The organism is Candidatus Methylopumilus planktonicus (assembly GCF_006364715.1).
Lineage (GTDB): Bacteria > Pseudomonadota > Gammaproteobacteria > Burkholderiales > Methylophilaceae > Methylopumilus > Methylopumilus planktonicus_A.
Map to the genome: position 1 here is coordinate 962,064 of NZ_CP040984.1, position 16,137 is coordinate 978,200.

16 protein-coding genes are annotated in these 16,137 nt (G+C 35.2%); 9 read left to right on the plus strand and 7 right to left on the minus strand.

What is annotated here, in order from left to right:
* Positions 1–1,305: a M16 family metallopeptidase gene (locus FIT63_RS05025; protein ID WP_140006836.1), complete on the minus strand. Its 1,305-nt coding sequence runs from the start codon at positions 1,303–1,305 to the stop codon at positions 1–3.
* Positions 1,295–2,659, minus strand: a complete 1,365-nt coding sequence (locus FIT63_RS05030) for a M16 family metallopeptidase (RefSeq protein WP_140006837.1) — start codon at positions 2,657–2,659, stop codon at positions 1,295–1,297. The genes FIT63_RS05025 and FIT63_RS05030 overlap by 11 nt, the downstream gene beginning before the upstream one ends.
* A 93-nt stretch (positions 2,660–2,752) precedes the next feature.
* On the opposite strand from FIT63_RS05030, the gene ftsY reads away from it, so the two are divergent.
* From ftsY to FIT63_RS05075, 9 genes are all read left to right on the plus strand, one after another.
* Positions 2,753–3,919, plus strand: a complete 1,167-nt coding sequence (gene ftsY / locus FIT63_RS05035; RefSeq protein ID WP_140006838.1) for a signal recognition particle-docking protein FtsY — start codon at positions 2,753–2,755, stop codon at positions 3,917–3,919.
* A 15-nt stretch (positions 3,920–3,934) separates the two neighbouring features.
* Positions 3,935–4,597, plus strand: coding sequence for a cell division ATP-binding protein FtsE (gene ftsE / locus FIT63_RS05040; RefSeq protein WP_140006839.1), 663 nt, complete (start codon positions 3,935–3,937; stop codon positions 4,595–4,597).
* Positions 4,598–5,494, plus strand: a complete 897-nt coding sequence (gene ftsX, locus FIT63_RS05045) for a permease-like cell division protein FtsX (RefSeq protein ID WP_140006840.1) — start codon at positions 4,598–4,600, stop codon at positions 5,492–5,494.
* Positions 5,495–5,619: 125 nt separating this feature from the next.
* The gene (gene rpoH / locus FIT63_RS05050; RefSeq protein ID WP_140006841.1) at positions 5,620–6,480 is read left to right on the plus strand and encodes an RNA polymerase sigma factor RpoH; all 861 of its coding nucleotides are present in this window, start codon (positions 5,620–5,622) and stop codon (positions 6,478–6,480) included.
* A 67-nt stretch (positions 6,481–6,547) separates the two neighbouring features.
* Complete coding sequence (locus tag FIT63_RS05055) at positions 6,548–6,931, plus strand: gamma-butyrobetaine hydroxylase family protein (protein ID WP_140006842.1); 384 nt, start codon at positions 6,548–6,550, stop codon at positions 6,929–6,931.
* Positions 6,921–7,673 carry a class I SAM-dependent methyltransferase gene (locus FIT63_RS05060; protein ID WP_140006843.1) on the plus strand — a complete coding sequence of 251 codons (753 nt, stop codon included), beginning with the start codon at positions 6,921–6,923 and terminating at the stop codon, positions 7,671–7,673. Before FIT63_RS05055 ends, FIT63_RS05060 begins: the two co-directional genes overlap by 11 nt.
* Positions 7,670–8,230 (plus strand): ubiquinone biosynthesis accessory factor UbiJ, encoded by a 561-nt coding sequence (locus FIT63_RS05065; protein ID WP_140006844.1) that lies wholly within the window; start codon positions 7,670–7,672, stop codon positions 8,228–8,230. The genes FIT63_RS05060 and FIT63_RS05065 overlap by 4 nt, the downstream gene beginning before the upstream one ends.
* Positions 8,227–9,777, plus strand: coding sequence for a ubiquinone biosynthesis regulatory protein kinase UbiB (ubiB, locus tag FIT63_RS05070; RefSeq protein ID WP_140006845.1), 1,551 nt, complete (start codon positions 8,227–8,229; stop codon positions 9,775–9,777). The genes FIT63_RS05065 and ubiB overlap by 4 nt, the downstream gene beginning before the upstream one ends.
* A gap of 11 nt (positions 9,778–9,788) precedes the next feature.
* The gene (locus tag FIT63_RS05075; RefSeq protein ID WP_140006846.1) at positions 9,789–11,219 is read left to right on the plus strand and encodes a high affinity choline transporter 1; all 1,431 of its coding nucleotides are present in this window, start codon (positions 9,789–9,791) and stop codon (positions 11,217–11,219) included.
* Here FIT63_RS05075 and mutM read toward each other — a convergent pair.
* From mutM to FIT63_RS05100, 5 genes are read right to left on the minus strand one after another with little or no spacing between them, the layout of a single operon-like run.
* Positions 11,216–12,031, minus strand: a complete 816-nt coding sequence (gene mutM, locus FIT63_RS05080; RefSeq protein WP_140006847.1) for a bifunctional DNA-formamidopyrimidine glycosylase/DNA-(apurinic or apyrimidinic site) lyase — start codon at positions 12,029–12,031, stop codon at positions 11,216–11,218. The two genes, FIT63_RS05075 and mutM, sit on opposite strands and share 4 nt — an antisense overlap.
* An 8-nt stretch (positions 12,032–12,039) precedes the next feature.
* A complete protein-coding gene (locus tag FIT63_RS05085; protein ID WP_140006848.1) occupies positions 12,040–12,927 on the minus strand; it encodes a DUF4340 domain-containing protein in 888 nt (295 codons plus the stop codon).
* 9 nt (positions 12,928–12,936) lie between these two features.
* The gene (locus FIT63_RS05090) at positions 12,937–14,322 is read right to left on the minus strand and encodes a GldG family protein (RefSeq protein WP_140006849.1); all 1,386 of its coding nucleotides are present in this window, start codon (positions 14,320–14,322) and stop codon (positions 12,937–12,939) included.
* Between the two features lie 2 nt (positions 14,323–14,324).
* Positions 14,325–15,071 carry an ABC transporter permease gene (locus tag FIT63_RS05095; protein WP_046488614.1) on the minus strand — a complete coding sequence of 249 codons (747 nt, stop codon included), beginning with the start codon at positions 15,069–15,071 and terminating at the stop codon, positions 14,325–14,327.
* A gap of 22 nt (positions 15,072–15,093) precedes the next feature.
* Complete coding sequence (locus tag FIT63_RS05100; protein WP_140006850.1) at positions 15,094–16,026, minus strand: ABC transporter ATP-binding protein; 933 nt, start codon at positions 16,024–16,026, stop codon at positions 15,094–15,096.
* Positions 16,027–16,137 lie beyond the last annotated feature (111 nt).

A 16,137-nucleotide genomic window follows, 5' to 3' on the forward strand; every position in this document is an offset into this window, starting at 1 on the left:
CTATTCTGCACCAACAATAATAGTCGTAAGTTTGTTAGGATCAATCTTATTTTTAAACGCTGTCTTTATTTGACTAATAGTTACTTTATTAATTTCCTGTATGTAATTATCGATATAAGAAATAGGTAAATCATAAAAAGCAATCATACTTAGATAATCAACAATTTTCGCATTGCTATCTAACCTTAACGGAAATCCCCCAACCAAATTTTGTTTGGCAGCCATAAGTTCTTTTTCGGATGGTCCCTCATCGATAAATTTTTTAACCGTGCTATTTACAATAGCAAGCGCTTCATCTGCTTGTTCTTTTTTTGTTTGCAACCCAATTTCAAGCGGGCCTTCAGCGTAGAGAGGCATAAAGTAACTATACACACTATAAACTAATCCTTTTTTCTCTCTCACCTCTTCCGTTAGTCTTGATACAAAACCACCACCACCTAAAATATAATTGCCGACATAAAGGGGAAAATAATCTTTTTCTCCGCGCTTTAATGCAGGCATGCCCATTAAAATATGCGCCTGTTTTGCTGGGTGTTGTATTTTTTTAACGCCAACATAATTTGGGCCTGTCACAGGACTGATATTATGCTTTGTATTTCCTTGAGGCAATCCTTGACTGATTGATTCACTTACTTTTCTGGCTTCATCAGCGCTAAGATCACCAACAATTACAATCGTAGCTTCAGATGATAAATAATAGTTTTTATAAAATTGTTTCAAATCTTCTTGATTCAGCTTTTGAAGTGTATCTGTGCTACCAGCTTCATCATGCGCGTAAGGATGATCACCGTAGATAGATTTCATGAATGTTAAATTAGCAATCGTTTCTGGCTGAGTCATTGATTGCTTAATACTCGCAATAATTCTATTTTTTTCTCTGTCTATGACTGGCACTGGAAAATCGGGCGAATGAATTATATTTTTAAAAAGAGTAAGCGCTTTATCTTTTTGCGAAGAGGAGCTTAAGGTTCTTAATTTAAAATAGGCTCTGTCTAGGTCAACATCCCCTTTAATAACTGCTCCAATATCTGAAATTTGATTAGCTAGTTTTTCCTCATTGATACCTGCGGCTCCCAAACTCATAAGATGGCGAGTTAAATTAGCAAGACCTTCTTTACCAACAGGATCTTGGGCGCTACCTGCAAAAAAATTTATATTGATATCAAGTATAGGAAGATCATGATTCTCAACAAAAAAAACTTTTCCCCCTGCTTGCGTATTCCATGTATCAATTTTTAATGCAGCATAAGAATTTTGCAGAATACATAAGAACAGGAAAGTAATTTGAATAAATTTAATGAACATGAGGCCGCCCTTTAGGTAAGGTATCTTGGGTCATTGGCTGAGGATCTAGAATGACTATAGATAATTTATCTCGAGTTAAGTATTTCGTAGCTACGTTTTTTATTTGTTCAGAAGTGACACTATTAACTTTTTCAATATAACCATCACTTAAGTGAAATGAATAATCCATTGTTTCAAGCTGACCAATTTCCATCGCCATTCCAAACATTGAGTCTTTTTGGTATACATCGCTTGCGATGACCATAGACTTAACTCTATCTAGCTCTTCCTGAGTTACGCCATCTTTTTTAATTTTCTCAACTTCTTGGAGTAATGCACTTTCAAGCTCATTGATCTTCTTAAAATCATTTGGCGTACCCTCCAACTCAAAAAGACTAATTCTTCCTCTCGATGTTGAGTCATATCCAGCGCTCACACTCACTGCCAAACGTTGATTTCTTACAATGTTTTGATTAAGTCTTGATGAGCTATTCCCAGCTAGAATATTAGATAACATCTCTAAAGCGTAAGGCTCCCAAGATGATTCATTATTGCCCAAACGATCCATCAAAGTTGGCGCTTGATAACCCATTAAGAGATAGGATAATTCACTTGGCGCCTTAATAACCGATCTTCTTTCACCAATTTGCTTAGGCTCAACTTGAGGTTTTCTCTCGGGAATTTTTCGTACAGGAATTTTTTCAAAATACTTCTTTGCTAAATTTAGTACATCATTGGCTTGAACATCACCAACTACAACAAGAATTGCATTGTTGGGTGCATACCAGTTTTGATACCATTCTCTTGCATCTTCTACCGTCATGTTCTCTAAATCATTCATCCATCCAACTACGGGCCTGCTATAAGGGTGGGATTTAAAAACTGTTGACGCAAATTGTTCTTTTACTTGTGAAGTTGGTTTATCGTCGGTCCTCCATCTTCGTTCTTCCATGACAACTTTAATTTCCTTATCGAACTCTTCTTTAGATAAATTAAGGTTTTGCATGCGATCTGCCTCTAATTTGAACGAAAGTTCGAGATTTGATTTCTCAAGTTGCTGGAAATAACAGGTGTAGTCGGCGCCTGTAAATGCATTTTCTTTTCCGCCTGCCTTAGCTATCAACCTTGAAAATTCACCTGACTTAATTTTCTTAGTCCCTTTAAACATCATGTGCTCAAGAACGTGAGCTACGCCAGTTTTACCATTTACCTCATCAAGACTCCCTGCTCGATACCAAACCTGAGATACAACCACAGGTGAGCGATGGTCTTCTCTTACAAAAACTTTTAACCCATTAGAAAGCTTAAATTCTTGAGTTTGCGCTAAGAGCAAACCTGGAAATAACAACAAAAGAAGTAAAATTTTTTTTAACAACGCGTCTCGTCCTTAAATGATTTAGCTATTATAATGAATATCAATGTTTCGTAGACTTTTCTTTATCTCATTAAGTTCTTAAAATTTTAAAAAATGTTTGAATTCCTAAAAAAGATCATTAAGAAAAATAGCCCAGAGAAAAAACCTGCGGCAAAAAAAGAAGTTATTAAAAAACCAGAAAAGAAGACTTCCTCAGCACCCAAAAAAATAGTTGCTAAAGCGCCTAATCTTTTAAAAAAGAAAAAAGCTTTAAAAACTGAGTCCTCAATTAAGCCTCCTCCAAAAGCTTTAAAAAAGAAATCTCTTGAAATTAAAGAAGAGAAAGCCCCTCCAAAAGAAGAGAAAAAAAGTGGTTTTTTTGGCCTAGCTGACAAGATAAAGAAAGGTCTTACTAAGACTAGAGAAAAATTAACTACCGAACTTACCTCTTTATTTACTGGCAAAAAAATTGACGAAGCGCTTTTTGAAGAGCTAGAGACTATATTGCTTACTTCTGATGTAGGCATTTCAGCTACTACCTACCTCCTAGATAGCATTAGGGCCTCCATCAAAAAAAATAAGATTGAAAATGCAGATGAGATTAAAGGCTTACTTAAAGAAAAATTAATCGAACTGTTATCCCCTATTCAAAATCCACTTGTAGTAAAAGGCACAAGCCCTTTTGTTATTATGGTTGTTGGAGTCAACGGTGCAGGTAAAACAACCACCATTGGAAAGTTGACTAAAATTTTTCTAGATGAAAATAAATCTGTCCTAATTGCTGCAGGCGACACTTTTCGGGCGGCTGCCACTGAGCAACTTGAAGTTTGGGGCGAAAGAAATAATGTTCACGTTGTTTCGCAAGCTTCTGGCGATCCAAGTGCTGTAATTTTCGATGCAATCAATTCTGCAAAAGCAAAAAATATTGATATTGTTATTGCTGATACAGCAGGTAGATTGCCAACGCAAAAACATTTAATTGATGAAATTACAAAAATTAAACGTGTGATTAATAAATGTCATTTGGAGGCTCCTCATGAAATTCTTCTCGTTTTAGATGCTAATACAGGCCAAAATGCTATCAGTCAACTCAAGATATTTAATGAAGCTTTAGGTATTACAGGTCTTGCTTTAACCAAGCTTGACGGTACAGCCAAAGGCGGTGTAATTGCGGCAATCGCCAAGGAGCAACCTGCTCCATTAAGATACATTGGTGTTGGCGAGTCTATAGATGATCTAAGAGTTTTTAATGCCCAAGAATATGTTGATGCACTTTTTTAAAATCGGCTTTTATCCATGATTAAATTTGACCAGGTCCATAAAAGATATCCAGGAAATTTAGGGGCATTACAAAACATTACTTTTGAAATTAATGCTGGTGAGCTTGTTTTTGTTACCGGTCCATCAGGAGCAGGAAAATCAACGTTATTAAAATTAATCACGGCCATTGAACCCGCTACACATGGAACGATTATTTTCGAGAGTCAAAATCTAGGACAAGTAAAAAGCACTTCTATTCCTTACATTAGGAGAAAGTTTGGTTTAGTTTTTCAGGACCATAAACTTTTATATGATCGCAATTGTTTTGAAAATATTGCTCTGCCATTAGAAATTAATGGTGTAGAAATCAATGATATTAGAGGGCGTGTCCGCGCGGCCTTAGATAAGGTAGGATTGCTAAACAGAGAAAAATCAATGCCAATTAGCTTGTCAGGTGGAGAGCAGCAACGTCTCGCAATAGCAAGAGCTATTGCATGTAGGCCTTCCATTCTCCTTGCTGATGAGCCTACAGGAAATTTAGATAAGAAATATGCAGATGAAATTATGAATCTCTTTTATAGCTTTCAAGAGCTTGGTGTTACCGTGATTATTGCGACACATGAAATGCCAATAGTTTCAAAAAAACATAAGCAGCTTTATTTGCAAGACGGCAATCTTATTAAGATGACTGAGCAATAAATGAACTATTTTACTTATCATTATCAGATGTTTCTTAAGGCGCTTCAGCGAAGCCATGCGTCATTACTTGCTACCCTTATGATGTTTTTAGTTATAGGTATTACCTTTATATTACCGAGCATATCTTTTCTTATAGTGCAAAATTTAAAATCTATTTCTGAAAATATTCAGCATGAATCACAAATTAGTATCTTCCTAAAAAAAGACACCTCAGCTGATGCTAAAAATAGAATTGAAAATGAATTAAAAAATCGCACCGAAATTAATAGCTATCATTTTGTAAAAAAAGAAGAGGCTTGGCCTAAATTGCAAAAATCAATGGGCTTTAATGATTCAAACAATGGGCTCTCTGAAAATCCATTACCCGATGCCTTCTTTATCTCTCCCAATACGATGAATCCAAATCAAATCATGGACTTAAAATCATTTGTAGAAAAGCTTGATGGGGTAGATCAAGCAGTTGTTGATACAGGCTGGGTTAAAAAATTGAACTCGGTACTTCACTTGGCAAATAAAGCTATTCTCCTGGCTTCAGTTTTACTTGCTTCCATGCTGACCGTGGTTATTGGAAATACAATTCGCCTTCAAATGACTTCTCACCATGAAGAAATTGAACTGAGCAAATTAATTGGCGCTACTGATCAATTTATTAGGCGCCCCTTTTTATATAGCGGTTTTATTTATGGGCTTGGAGGTGGATTAACTGCTGTCATCACACTTAAATTAATTGTCATTTTCTTAAATCACACTGTCATTGAGGTTGAAGCTCTCTATGGAGCTCAATTTAGTATTATTGACTTAAAACCTTTGGAGTATTTATCCATCGTCGGCGGCTCAGTTTTGATCGCTGTCGCAGCATCCTTCATCTCCATTAATCAATCGATTAAGAAATTCTAGCCATATAACCCATTGTATTTATTAGGTTAATTTACTATTTAGGGAACCTTATTGGGCTAGCACTCTCTTACGAAGAGTGCTAAAATTATCTTTATGAATAAACTCTTTACAAAGGTTTTATCAAAATGACTTTAGATTTAAGCTTATCTACATTAGGCTCAATTGATAGCTATGATCGCTATATGCAATCCATTAGAGCTATTCCCTCGCTCACTGCAGAAGAAGAGATGAATCTTGGCATGCGCCTTAAAAAATCAAACGATCTCGAGGCTGCGAAAACACTGATATTGTCCCACCTAAAATTAGTAGCTAAAGTAGCTAGGGGCTATTCCGGTTACGGACTCCCCCAATCAGACTTGGTTCAAGAAGGCAATATTGGCCTAATGAAAGCTGTAAAACGATTCGACCCTGAAAGAGGTGTAAGACTTGTGTCTTTTGCAATCTACTGGATTAAAGCTGAAATTCAAGAATATATTGTTAAAAACTGGCGTTTAGTTAAAACGGCAACGACAAAAGCGCAACGTAAACTGTTTTTTAATTTACGAAGCATGAAGAAGACTCTTCAGCCTCTTAAATCGGATGAGATTAATTCAATCGCAAAAGAGCTTAATGTCAAACCTGAAGATGTGCGTGAAATGGAATATCGCTTTAATGGTAATGAAATTTCATTAGATTATGGATCTGAAGAATCAGAAGATGACGTTTACAGACCCATTGCTTACCTTAAAGATGAGGCGCCTGAGCCATCAGAACAAATGGAAATAGATCAATCTGAAAATAATAGTCTATCTTCCCTTAAAAAAGCACTTTTATCGCTCGATGAAAGAAGTCGTCTTATTTTAGAAGAAAGATGGCTTAAGGATAAAGAGGCGTCAACTCTTCACGAGCTTGCAGATAAGCTTGGTGTTTCTGCTGAAAGAATTAGGCAGATCGAACAGTCTGCAATGAAAAAAATTAAATCATTACTGCAATCTAACATTCAATAATCTTTTAATTTTTACCAAAAAAGCCAAGAGAACTCCGATAATATAGTTTTTTAGGCTTTCCCACAAAGTGACAACAAGTAACGCTAAAATATACCCTTTAGAAATTAAGCTTCATCAATCATCCAAGCTGTTAGAAATTAAATTTAATAATCTAACCGAATGCATGCTTTCATGCGAATTTCTTAGAGTGTATTCCCCGTCCGCTGAAGTAAGAGGTCACGGACCAGGGCAAGAAACACTTCAAATACATAAAGAAAATGTCGGCATAGAAAATATTGAGCCTATCGGTCAGTACGCTATTAAATTAACATTTTCAGATGGTCATAATACAGGCATTTACTCATGGGATTATCTTTATGAGCTAGCTGCAACTTATGATGTGCTGTGGGAAGAGTATTTAAGAAAATTATCTATCGCAGGTATTCAAAGAACAAAAAAAGATGTCGAATAAAAAAACACATTTTGGTTATAGTGAAATAGACGCAACGGAAAAAGTCAGCAAAGTAGCTTCTGTATTTCATTCTGTGGCATCAAATTATGACCTGATGAATGATCTGATGTCATTTGGCATGCACCATATTTGGAAAAAATTTCTTGTAAATACTTCTAACGTAAAAAAGAATGCACGCATTCTTGATATTGCTGCAGGAACGGCGGACTTGTCTATTCTGCTTGCAAAAAAAATAGGGGTGCAATCAGCTGATTTTAACGGGCAGATAATACATTCTGATATTAATTTATCTATGCTAAATATTGGCCGTAATAAGTTAATTGACCAAGGTATTTTTATTCCTTCTATATTATGCGATGCCGAATCACTACCTTTCCCTGATAACTATTTTGACTGTGTCACGATAGGATTTGGTATTCGCAATATGACAGACAAAAAGAAAGCATTAAAAGAAATTTACCGTGTCTTATCCCCAGGTGGAAAAATTTTAATTCTAGAATTTTCAAAAGTATGGAAGCCATTACAGTTTTTTTACGATCAATTTTCTTTTAAATTACTTCCAAAATTAGGGAAGTTATTTGCAAAAGATGAGTCAAGCTATCAATACCTTGTTGAATCGATAAGGGTGCATCCCGATCAAGAATCATTAAAAACGATGATGGAAGAAGAATCCTTTTTAGAAGTGGAATATCTTAATTTATCTTCAGGTGTAGTTGCTATTCATATGGGATACAAGTTTTGATCATTGACACAATTAAAACAAAACTCACTAACCATTTATTTCAACAAAATGAGTGGTTAAAAAAAGATCTTATTAAGCACAGATTAAAATCTATCTTATTTAACGTAGGGCCCATTCATTACGCATTAATAGTCAACGATAGCGGTTTGCCAGAATATAGAGATCGGATCGATACATACGATGCAGAAATTAAATTATCTATATCGTCAGCAATTGAACTTATGCGTGGAAATAAAAAAGCTGATATTGAAATTAAAGGTGACATCGAGTTCGCCACAGTAATGAGTAACTTACTAAGGGATGTTGAGTGGGATTATGAGGACGATTTAAGTGAGATTATTGGTGATATACCAGCATATCATCTTGTAAAATTTGGCAAAAAAGTTGTAACTACCACAAAAGAAACCTCATTTAATATTGCAGACACTTTTAAAGAGTACTGGCTCGAAGAAAAGCCGCTGATTGCTAAGAAAAGACTGGTGGAGCAATTTAATAATGAGGTGGACCGTTTACGATTCGATGTAGATCGTTTAGAGCTCAGACTTAAAAAGCTATGAAATACTTTAGGCTAATTTACATCATTTATATACTTCTTAAGTATCGCCTTGAGAAGTTCATCACATTTAATCGACAACTTAATGTTTTTGCTTTTCTTGTCTCGATAATATTTTTCTTTAGATCAGCTAAAGAAAATAGAGGCACAAGGCTTAGACTTGCGCTTGAAAATTTAGGTCCGATTTTTGTTAAATTTGGTCAAATGCTATCTACGAGGAGGGATCTCATTCCATTAGATATTGCTGATGAGCTAGCTAAACTTCAGGATCAAGTACCCCCATTTAATTATAAGAATGTCGAAAAAATTATTACAGCTTCATATGGTATGTCGCTAGACAAAATTTTTAAAACATTTGACTCAACACCCATAGCAAGCGCATCAGTTGCCCAAGTGCATTTCGCAACTCTCCATGATGGAAAAGAGGTTGCAGTCAAAATATTAAGGCCTAATATTAAGCGCGTCATTAATAAAGATATTAATTTACTTTATCTTATTGCCTATATGCTCGAATTGACCTGGTCTGATGGTAAAAGATTAAGGCCAAGGGAGGTTGTGGCTGAATTTTCAAAGCATATTCAGTGCGAACTAAATCTTATGCTAGATGCAGCAAATTGCAGTCGTTTAGGTGAGAATTTTAAAGATAAAAAATTACTTATCGTGCCGGATGTGTATTGGGATTTCTGTAATGAGGATGTGATGGTAATGGAAAGAATGTATGGAACACCCATCAGTCATGTCGAAATTCTTCGCAAGAAAAAAATTGATATTAAACAACTTGCGCGCAATGGAGTTGAAATATTTTTTACTCAGGTATTTAGGGATAGTTTTTTTCATGCCGATATGCACCCAGGTAACATTCAGGTAGCTGATGATGGGCGCTATATTGCTATGGATTTTGGCATCATGGGATCCTTAAGTGAGAATGATAAAAATTATCTAGCGCGTAATTTTTTAGCCTTTTTTAAACGTGATTACCATGATGTGGCACTTGCTCATATTGAATCAGGTTGGGTGCCTAAGGATACTTCTATAGATGAATTTGAAAATGCAATACGATCAGTATGTGAACCTATTTTTAATAAGCCTTTAAAAGATATATCATTTGGCCGTCTTCTTATTAGACTATTTCAAACATCAAGACGATTTAATATGGAAATTCAGCCTCAACTTACTATGCTTCAAAAAACACTTTTAAATGTAGAAGGTCTTGGTCGAAACCTTGATCCTGATTTAGACTTATGGAAAACAGCTGCTCCATTTTTAAAAAAATATATGTCAGAACAAAAAGGTATTAAACATATTCTAAAGAGTTTAAAAAATGAAATTCCACATTGGCTTCATTTAACTCCACAATTACCAAGACTTATTCATGAGTTTCTTAAACAAAAAAAACATGAAAATGAAAATGCTATTCACCAAGAAGATATTGACCGTTTATTAAAAACTCAAAAAAATCAGAGTCGCTGGTTTAAAATTGTAATTACTTTAATTGGAATTACTTTATTGGTAAATTTAACAGTCTTGTTTTATTTTGTTAAATATATTTAGGAAGTTTTAATTTGCTTATTTGGTTTGTCTCTCTCTATCTTCTTGTCACAATTGGGATTGGTATTTTTGTATCTTCTCGAGTTAAAACGACCAAAGACTATGCTGTCGCTGGAAGACACCTCCCACTCCCTATTGTAACTGCTACAGTTTTTGCAACTTGGTTTGGTGCAGAAGCAATTTTTGGAGTCTCTTCTACTTTCGTTAAAGAAGGCTTAAATGGGGTCGTGGCCGACCCTTTTGGGTCGAGTCTTTGTTTAATAATTGCGGGTATTTTCTTTTCTTCTAAATTATATAAATTAAATATTATTACTTTAGGGGACTTTTATAGGGCTAGGTACAATAGAACTGTTGAGGTATTAACTACTATTGCAATCGTCATCTCATATTTGGGATGGGTTGCGGCACAGATTAAGGCCCTTGGACTAATATTTAATCTTATAACACATCAATTCATTAGCGAAGACATGGGCATGGTGATTGGCATTTTAATTGTCCTGACCTTCACTACTTTTGGTGGCATGCTTTCTGTGGCGATCCTAGACTTTATTCAAATGATTGTAGTTATTGGTGGGCTTCTTTATATAGCATATGCTATTTCTCAATTAACAGGAGGCATTGTCCCCGTCATTGAAAGTGCCTCAATAAATCATAAGTTAGATTTTTTCCCAAAAGGCAATATCTGGACATGGATAACTTTCTTTGGGACATGGATCACCATGATGCTGGGATCAGTTCCTCAACAAGACGTTTTTCAACGCGTAACATCTGCTAAAACTGCCAAGGTTGCCTTATACGGCTCAATACTTGGGGCTACAATTTATTTTATATTTACTTTTGTACCAATGTTTATAGCGTATTCGGCCACCTTAATTGACGCTGAGTATTTTAACGGTCTCGTCAATACAAACTCACAGCATGTCTTACCTATGCTTGTGCTTAACTACATGCCCCTCTTCGCTCAGGTAATATTCTTTGGAGCTGTTCTATCAGCAATAATGAGTTGCTCATCAGCAACGCTTCTAGCACCATCCATTTCTTTTGCAGAAAATATTGTTAAAGGTTATTTCCCAACAATCAGTGATAAACGTTTACTTAAAATTATGAGAATCACTCTTGTATGTTTTTCTGCTGTCGTCTTGCTATATGCTCTTAGTTCAAATCTTTCAATTTTTGGCATGGTTGAATCAGCTTATAAAATTACGCTTGCAGGTGCTTTTGTGCCTCTTGTATTTGGTGTATTTTGGAAAAAAGCTAATAGCCAAGGTGCTTTGATGGCAATTATTGGCGGTATAGGATCATGGTTATTCGTAGAATTATTTATAGGTGACAAGGCACTGATACCTGCCCAATTAATTGGCTTGGGCAATAGTATTATTGGAATGATTGTAGGGTCTTTGTTACCGAAGATTATCAAAGAAACAAATAAGTTTAGTAATAATTAGCTCTGACAATTAATACAGAAGAAACTTGAGCGCTGTCCAATTTTCTTATTTTCAATAATTGTTTTGCACTTTCGGCAAGGCTTGCCCGTCATTCCATACACATTATAAGTTTGCTGAAAATAACCAGACTGTCCATTCACATTATAAAAATCTTTAAGTGAGCTTCCGCCTAATTCAATCGCTTTTATTAATGTAGCCTTAATATATTTAACAATCTTTGTGCATTCGCTCAGAGAAATATCCTTACCTGGTTTACTTGGCAGCACTCCAGCTTTAAATAATGACTCACTTGCATATATATTGCCAACACCCACAACAATATGGCTATCCATAATGATATTTTTAATAGGTGAATTTTTATTATGCGTTTTTGAAAATAAATAGTCTCTAGTGAATAGGCTTTCCAATGGTTCTGGACCTAGCTTCGAAATTAAAAAATGATTTTTGATGTCTCCATTCACCCAGAGTATGGATCCAAATCTTCTTGGGTCTGTATACCTTAAAATATTTTTTGAATTATGAAACGCAATATCAACATGATCATGCTTTTTAGGTGGCGTCTCTTTATCCAAGATCTCCAGTCGTCCTGACATGCCTAAATGAATCATGAGGGATGCTTTTTCAAATTGAATAACAATATATTTAGCGCGTCTTTTTATATGTAGTATTTTTTGGTTGGGAAGTGTTTTTTTTAAATGCGAAGGGATTGGCCATCTTAGAGATGGATTTCTAATGATAATATTTGAAATAGATTTTTGAAGTATAGGCTTGAGACCTACGCAGGTAATCTCAACCTCTGGAAGCTCAGGCATAAAAGGATTTATTTTTTAGAATGTTCAATGGGAGGATTCATCATAGTAAATCCAATATCGCTCCCAAAGTTGTAGAGCAAACCTTCATCCACTCTATATAATTTCGTCTCAGGTGATTCTTGCAAGCGTAAAAAAGTAATCTTTTTTCCATCTATCGTATGGATGTCAAAGCTCTTATATGGAACCCTGAGGTCAATAGATGATTTTTCAACCGACTTTGCTGGATTTTTAACCCATGTCATATCGAACCATTCAGCCATCTCGTTTTGTTTAAATTGACTGCCCTCATTAGCAGACCACTCGTTATTATTACGAGTGACTTTTAATCTTTTAGATTGCCATTGTTCAAGACGAGAAAAATCGAAATATTTAATTTCCTCAGATTTAGTTAAAGGCAACTTATCAATAAGCTCAATAGGCTGGGTAGCAGCAGCTTCTGAATAAGACCCGCTAATAAGGTACACATTTTCTTTATATAAAAGGTATTGGTCTTCTGTTACGGAATTGTATGTGCCAAAAATAAACTCCTCTTCCTGCCCCTTATGAATCAATTTTAATTTCATCGTAGGTTTATCTAAACCGTATTTGGCTAGATCGTTTGAAGGTAATTTTTCGCTGCTTGATGTTGCTACGATGGAAATAATTTTCTGTACTGAAAATTGATCTGCTCGACCTTTTACAGGTTCAATCATATCCCATGACTCAGAAGATTTTTTGAGGATTACTGATGCTCTAGATGGAAAATCTATCTTTATTGAATCAAAATCACTTAAATTAAATGTGCTAATTGAAAATTGTTTTGTTTGCTTTATCTTGGTAGGCTTAAGAAATAAGAAAAGTGATATCGATAAGACCATCACCAACAAGATAATATTAATTAACCACTTATTTTTCATAGTTACAAACTAAGCTTTTCTTCGTTTGAACCAGAACAATATACCTAAAACAAAAAAACCAATCGGTATGAAGTATTCAAAACTGTGAAATACGGTCCATGCAATAATGAATGACATTTGATTGTCAGGAATGGTGACATTCACATCTTTTAACGGCATTGGCTGTATTGAAATTAAATTATCATCGCCTGATAACCAGTTAATCATATTGATCCCAAGATCTAAATTACCGCCATTTGTAATAAATGTATTAGATAAGAAATTACCATTACCTACCACCACAACTCTTTGGCCTTTTTTCCCATACACCCTTTGAAGTGCTACTGCTATATTAATTGGGCCAGCCTTATCTTTGCTTTTATCGAAAGTAGGTTTCTGATTTGTCATCACTTGGGAAGATTCCAGCCATCCATTGGGAGACACTTCTATCAATTTACTAACTTCCCAACCATTATCTAAAGTTCCCTTAGCATTAACTTCGTGTGCATTAGAAAATCGCGTTCCTAGCATAAAGTTTCTAGTAATAGCATGTTCCCCATATGAGGAAGCAGAAGCAATATTTTCATTAACGCCTTCAACCTTCTCTGCTGGATCTATAACTTGTCCGCTTGAAACACTTAATCCAAGATAGGCAGCAATTTCATCTAAGCCACGGAAGTTATTGTCATCAAGAAGCCAAAGGAGATTTCCACCCGACTCTAGGAATTTTTTAATTTTTTTCGCTTCAATAGGAGAAATAGTTTTTTGCGGGCTTGCAATCACTAGCATTGAACCATTAAGAGGCACTTCTGATTCAATAGTTAAATTTAGATTAGCAAATTTCAACCCTTTAGATTCTAATTGCTTGCCAAACTCACCAACATCGTTATTTTTAAGCCCAATTAAGTTTCTTTCGCCATGTCCATCTAGATACATGACGGCCCGTTGGCTTGTTCTTGATAAGCGCATGAAAAGATTTGTCATCTCTTGCTCTGCAAAAGGGGGTTTAATATGCTCAGATCTTTTTTGATATTCAACCACAACTTCGCCGTCTTCTTTAATACCGTTTTCCTGTGCTAACTTCGGCTCTTTTATTGGGCTAATAAATTTAACGTTAATATCAGGTTTCGTTCTCTGATATCTCGCCATAAAATTAATGATGCCCTGCCTAAATGTGTCTCCATTATTCACGTCATCTTCCGAAGCAAATACAGTAAGAGTTATAGGGCCTTGCATTTGCTTTAATACATTAATACTTCCGGTTGTTAATGTATTTCTATTGGCTTGTGTTATGTCTTTAGAAAACTTGTATTGATTTGCAAGGAAGCCTAATAAAAATATTAAAGCAATGAATAAAACTACAAAAAAACTATTTTGTATAAGAATCTGTAATCTTAGTTTTGGATTAACTTTCATAATTATCCACGAAGCCTTTCTGCATCAAGACGTCTTATAGTTAATGTCAAAAATGTTGAAATGAATAAAAAGAAATAAATTAGATCTGAGGTATCAATCAGTCCCCTTGAAAAGCTTTGGAAGTGTTTCATTAAGGATATGTATGCAAACCAGTGATTAGGGTCGCTTGCAAACATACTTTCAAGAAAAATTAAGGCAAATAATGAAATAAAACTTAAGATTGCAGCAATAATAGGCTGCTTTGTTAAGCTTGAAAAATAAATTCCTAAAGCAGAAAAACTTCCTAAGAGAAGCCAAAGGCCAAATGAATTTGCGAGTAGATAGCCGAAATCTATATCCGACCAAATATTAAGCGTTATGAGCATCATAAAAATATAAACAATAAGAATGCTTAAGAAAATAATCAACCCAACAAATTTACCTAAAACAATTTCAGTTAAGGAAATCGGTGCGCTAAATAAAAATGGTAATGTTTGATTACGCCTTTCTTCACTAATAAGACGCATCGTCAAAAGAGGGACGGCGAAAAGCATAATATAGCGCGCTATGCCAAAAACTGTCTGGCCTACAAAAATCGTGACTCCAACTCTTTCAGCAGGTCTTACTGCGCCTGACATCACTTCAAAATATTTATTAACTCCAGTAAGATAAAAGTTACCAAGCAAAGCCATAAGAAGAGCCAATATAGTCCACCCCATTGGTGAAGCAAATAAACTTTTAAGCTCTTTTCTTGCGATATTTATAATCATATTAGCGCTCACTCATATTCATTTAATTTTTCTGTTTCATCTGGGTTAATTGAACAAAGACATCTTCAAGACTCGTTTGATCAGGAGCTATTTGATAAAGTCCCCAGCTATTTTTTACTGATAACTTTACGATTGCCTCTGCAGGAGATTGTTTATTTTTAAAGTGAATACGATACATACGATCTTCTACCTTTTCAACCTTTGAAACTCCTTCAATATCATTAAGTGCTGAGATTGTAGGTGCTTTTGCAAAGCCCACCATAAGCTTGTTACCTTGTCGATGCTGCTTTAATTCATCAATTGACCCATGAAATACTAAATTACCTTTATCAATAATTTGAACGCGGTCACATACCATTTCAACTTCAGGAAGAATATGTGTAGATAAAATTACACTGTGTTTTTGACCAATTTCCCTAATAAGCGCTCTAATTTCTCTAATTTGAATCGGATCAAGACCTACTGTAGGTTCGTCAAGAATCAAAACCAATGGGTTATGAATTATTGCCTGAGCAATTGCTACGCGCTGCTGATAACCATTTGATAAGTTTTCAATTAATCGTTTGCTCATATGGCTTAGCCCGCATTTTTGTTTCGCAATTTCTACAGCTTTCTTAATTTGCTTGCTTGGGACCTTATGAAGACGAGAAGCAATGGTTAAAAATTCGTCTACTGTAAGTTCTTTATATATAGGACGCATCTCAGGTAAATACCCAATTAATGCTTTTGCTTCCTTCGGATTTTCCATCATATCAATACCACAAATTTTTACGGTTCCTATCGAGGGGGCTAAATTTCCCGTAAGCATTCGCATCGTGGTCGACTTGCCAGCACCATTAGGTCCCAAAAAGCCCAAAACCTCACCTTTTTCCAGTTGAAAACTTACATTTTTAACAGCCTCGCGACCGCCAAAAAGGCGCGTCAGCTCTATAGCTTCTAAGGTTAAATTTGACATAGATGTTTTTTTGAATTTTTATTGAAAAAATGAATCATAATTATACATATTAAAATATCTTGTTTTACTTTAATTAAGCTCCGGAAGATGGCTGACAGCTAAATTTTTAGT

What these genes read in the sequence shown, in the direction of transcription:
- FIT63_RS05025 (WP_140006836.1), bottom strand. Translation starts at nt 1,305, where the DNA reads ATGTTCATTAAATTTATTCAAATTACTTTCCTGTTCTTATGTATTCTG.
- ftsY (WP_140006838.1), top strand. Translation starts at nt 2,753, where the DNA reads ATGTTTGAATTCCTAAAAAAGATCATTAAGAAAAATAGCCCAGAGAAA.
- ftsE (WP_140006839.1), top strand. Translation starts at nt 3,935, where the DNA reads ATGATTAAATTTGACCAGGTCCATAAAAGATATCCAGGAAATTTAGGG.
- ftsX (WP_140006840.1), top strand. Translation starts at nt 4,598, where the DNA reads ATGAACTATTTTACTTATCATTATCAGATGTTTCTTAAGGCGCTTCAG.
- rpoH (WP_140006841.1), top strand. Translation starts at nt 5,620, where the DNA reads ATGACTTTAGATTTAAGCTTATCTACATTAGGCTCAATTGATAGCTAT.
- FIT63_RS05060 (WP_140006843.1), top strand. Translation starts at nt 6,921, where the DNA reads ATGTCGAATAAAAAAACACATTTTGGTTATAGTGAAATAGACGCAACG.
- ubiB (WP_140006845.1), top strand. Translation starts at nt 8,227, where the DNA reads ATGAAATACTTTAGGCTAATTTACATCATTTATATACTTCTTAAGTAT.
- mutM (WP_140006847.1), bottom strand. Translation starts at nt 12,031, where the DNA reads ATGCCTGAGCTTCCAGAGGTTGAGATTACCTGCGTAGGTCTCAAGCCT.
- FIT63_RS05085 (WP_140006848.1), bottom strand. Translation starts at nt 12,927, where the DNA reads ATGAAAAATAAGTGGTTAATTAATATTATCTTGTTGGTGATGGTCTTA.
- FIT63_RS05090 (WP_140006849.1), bottom strand. Translation starts at nt 14,322, where the DNA reads ATGAAAGTTAATCCAAAACTAAGATTACAGATTCTTATACAAAATAGT.
- FIT63_RS05095 (WP_046488614.1), bottom strand. Translation starts at nt 15,071, where the DNA reads ATGATTATAAATATCGCAAGAAAAGAGCTTAAAAGTTTATTTGCTTCA.
- FIT63_RS05100 (WP_140006850.1), bottom strand. Translation starts at nt 16,026, where the DNA reads ATGTCAAATTTAACCTTAGAAGCTATAGAGCTGACGCGCCTTTTTGGC.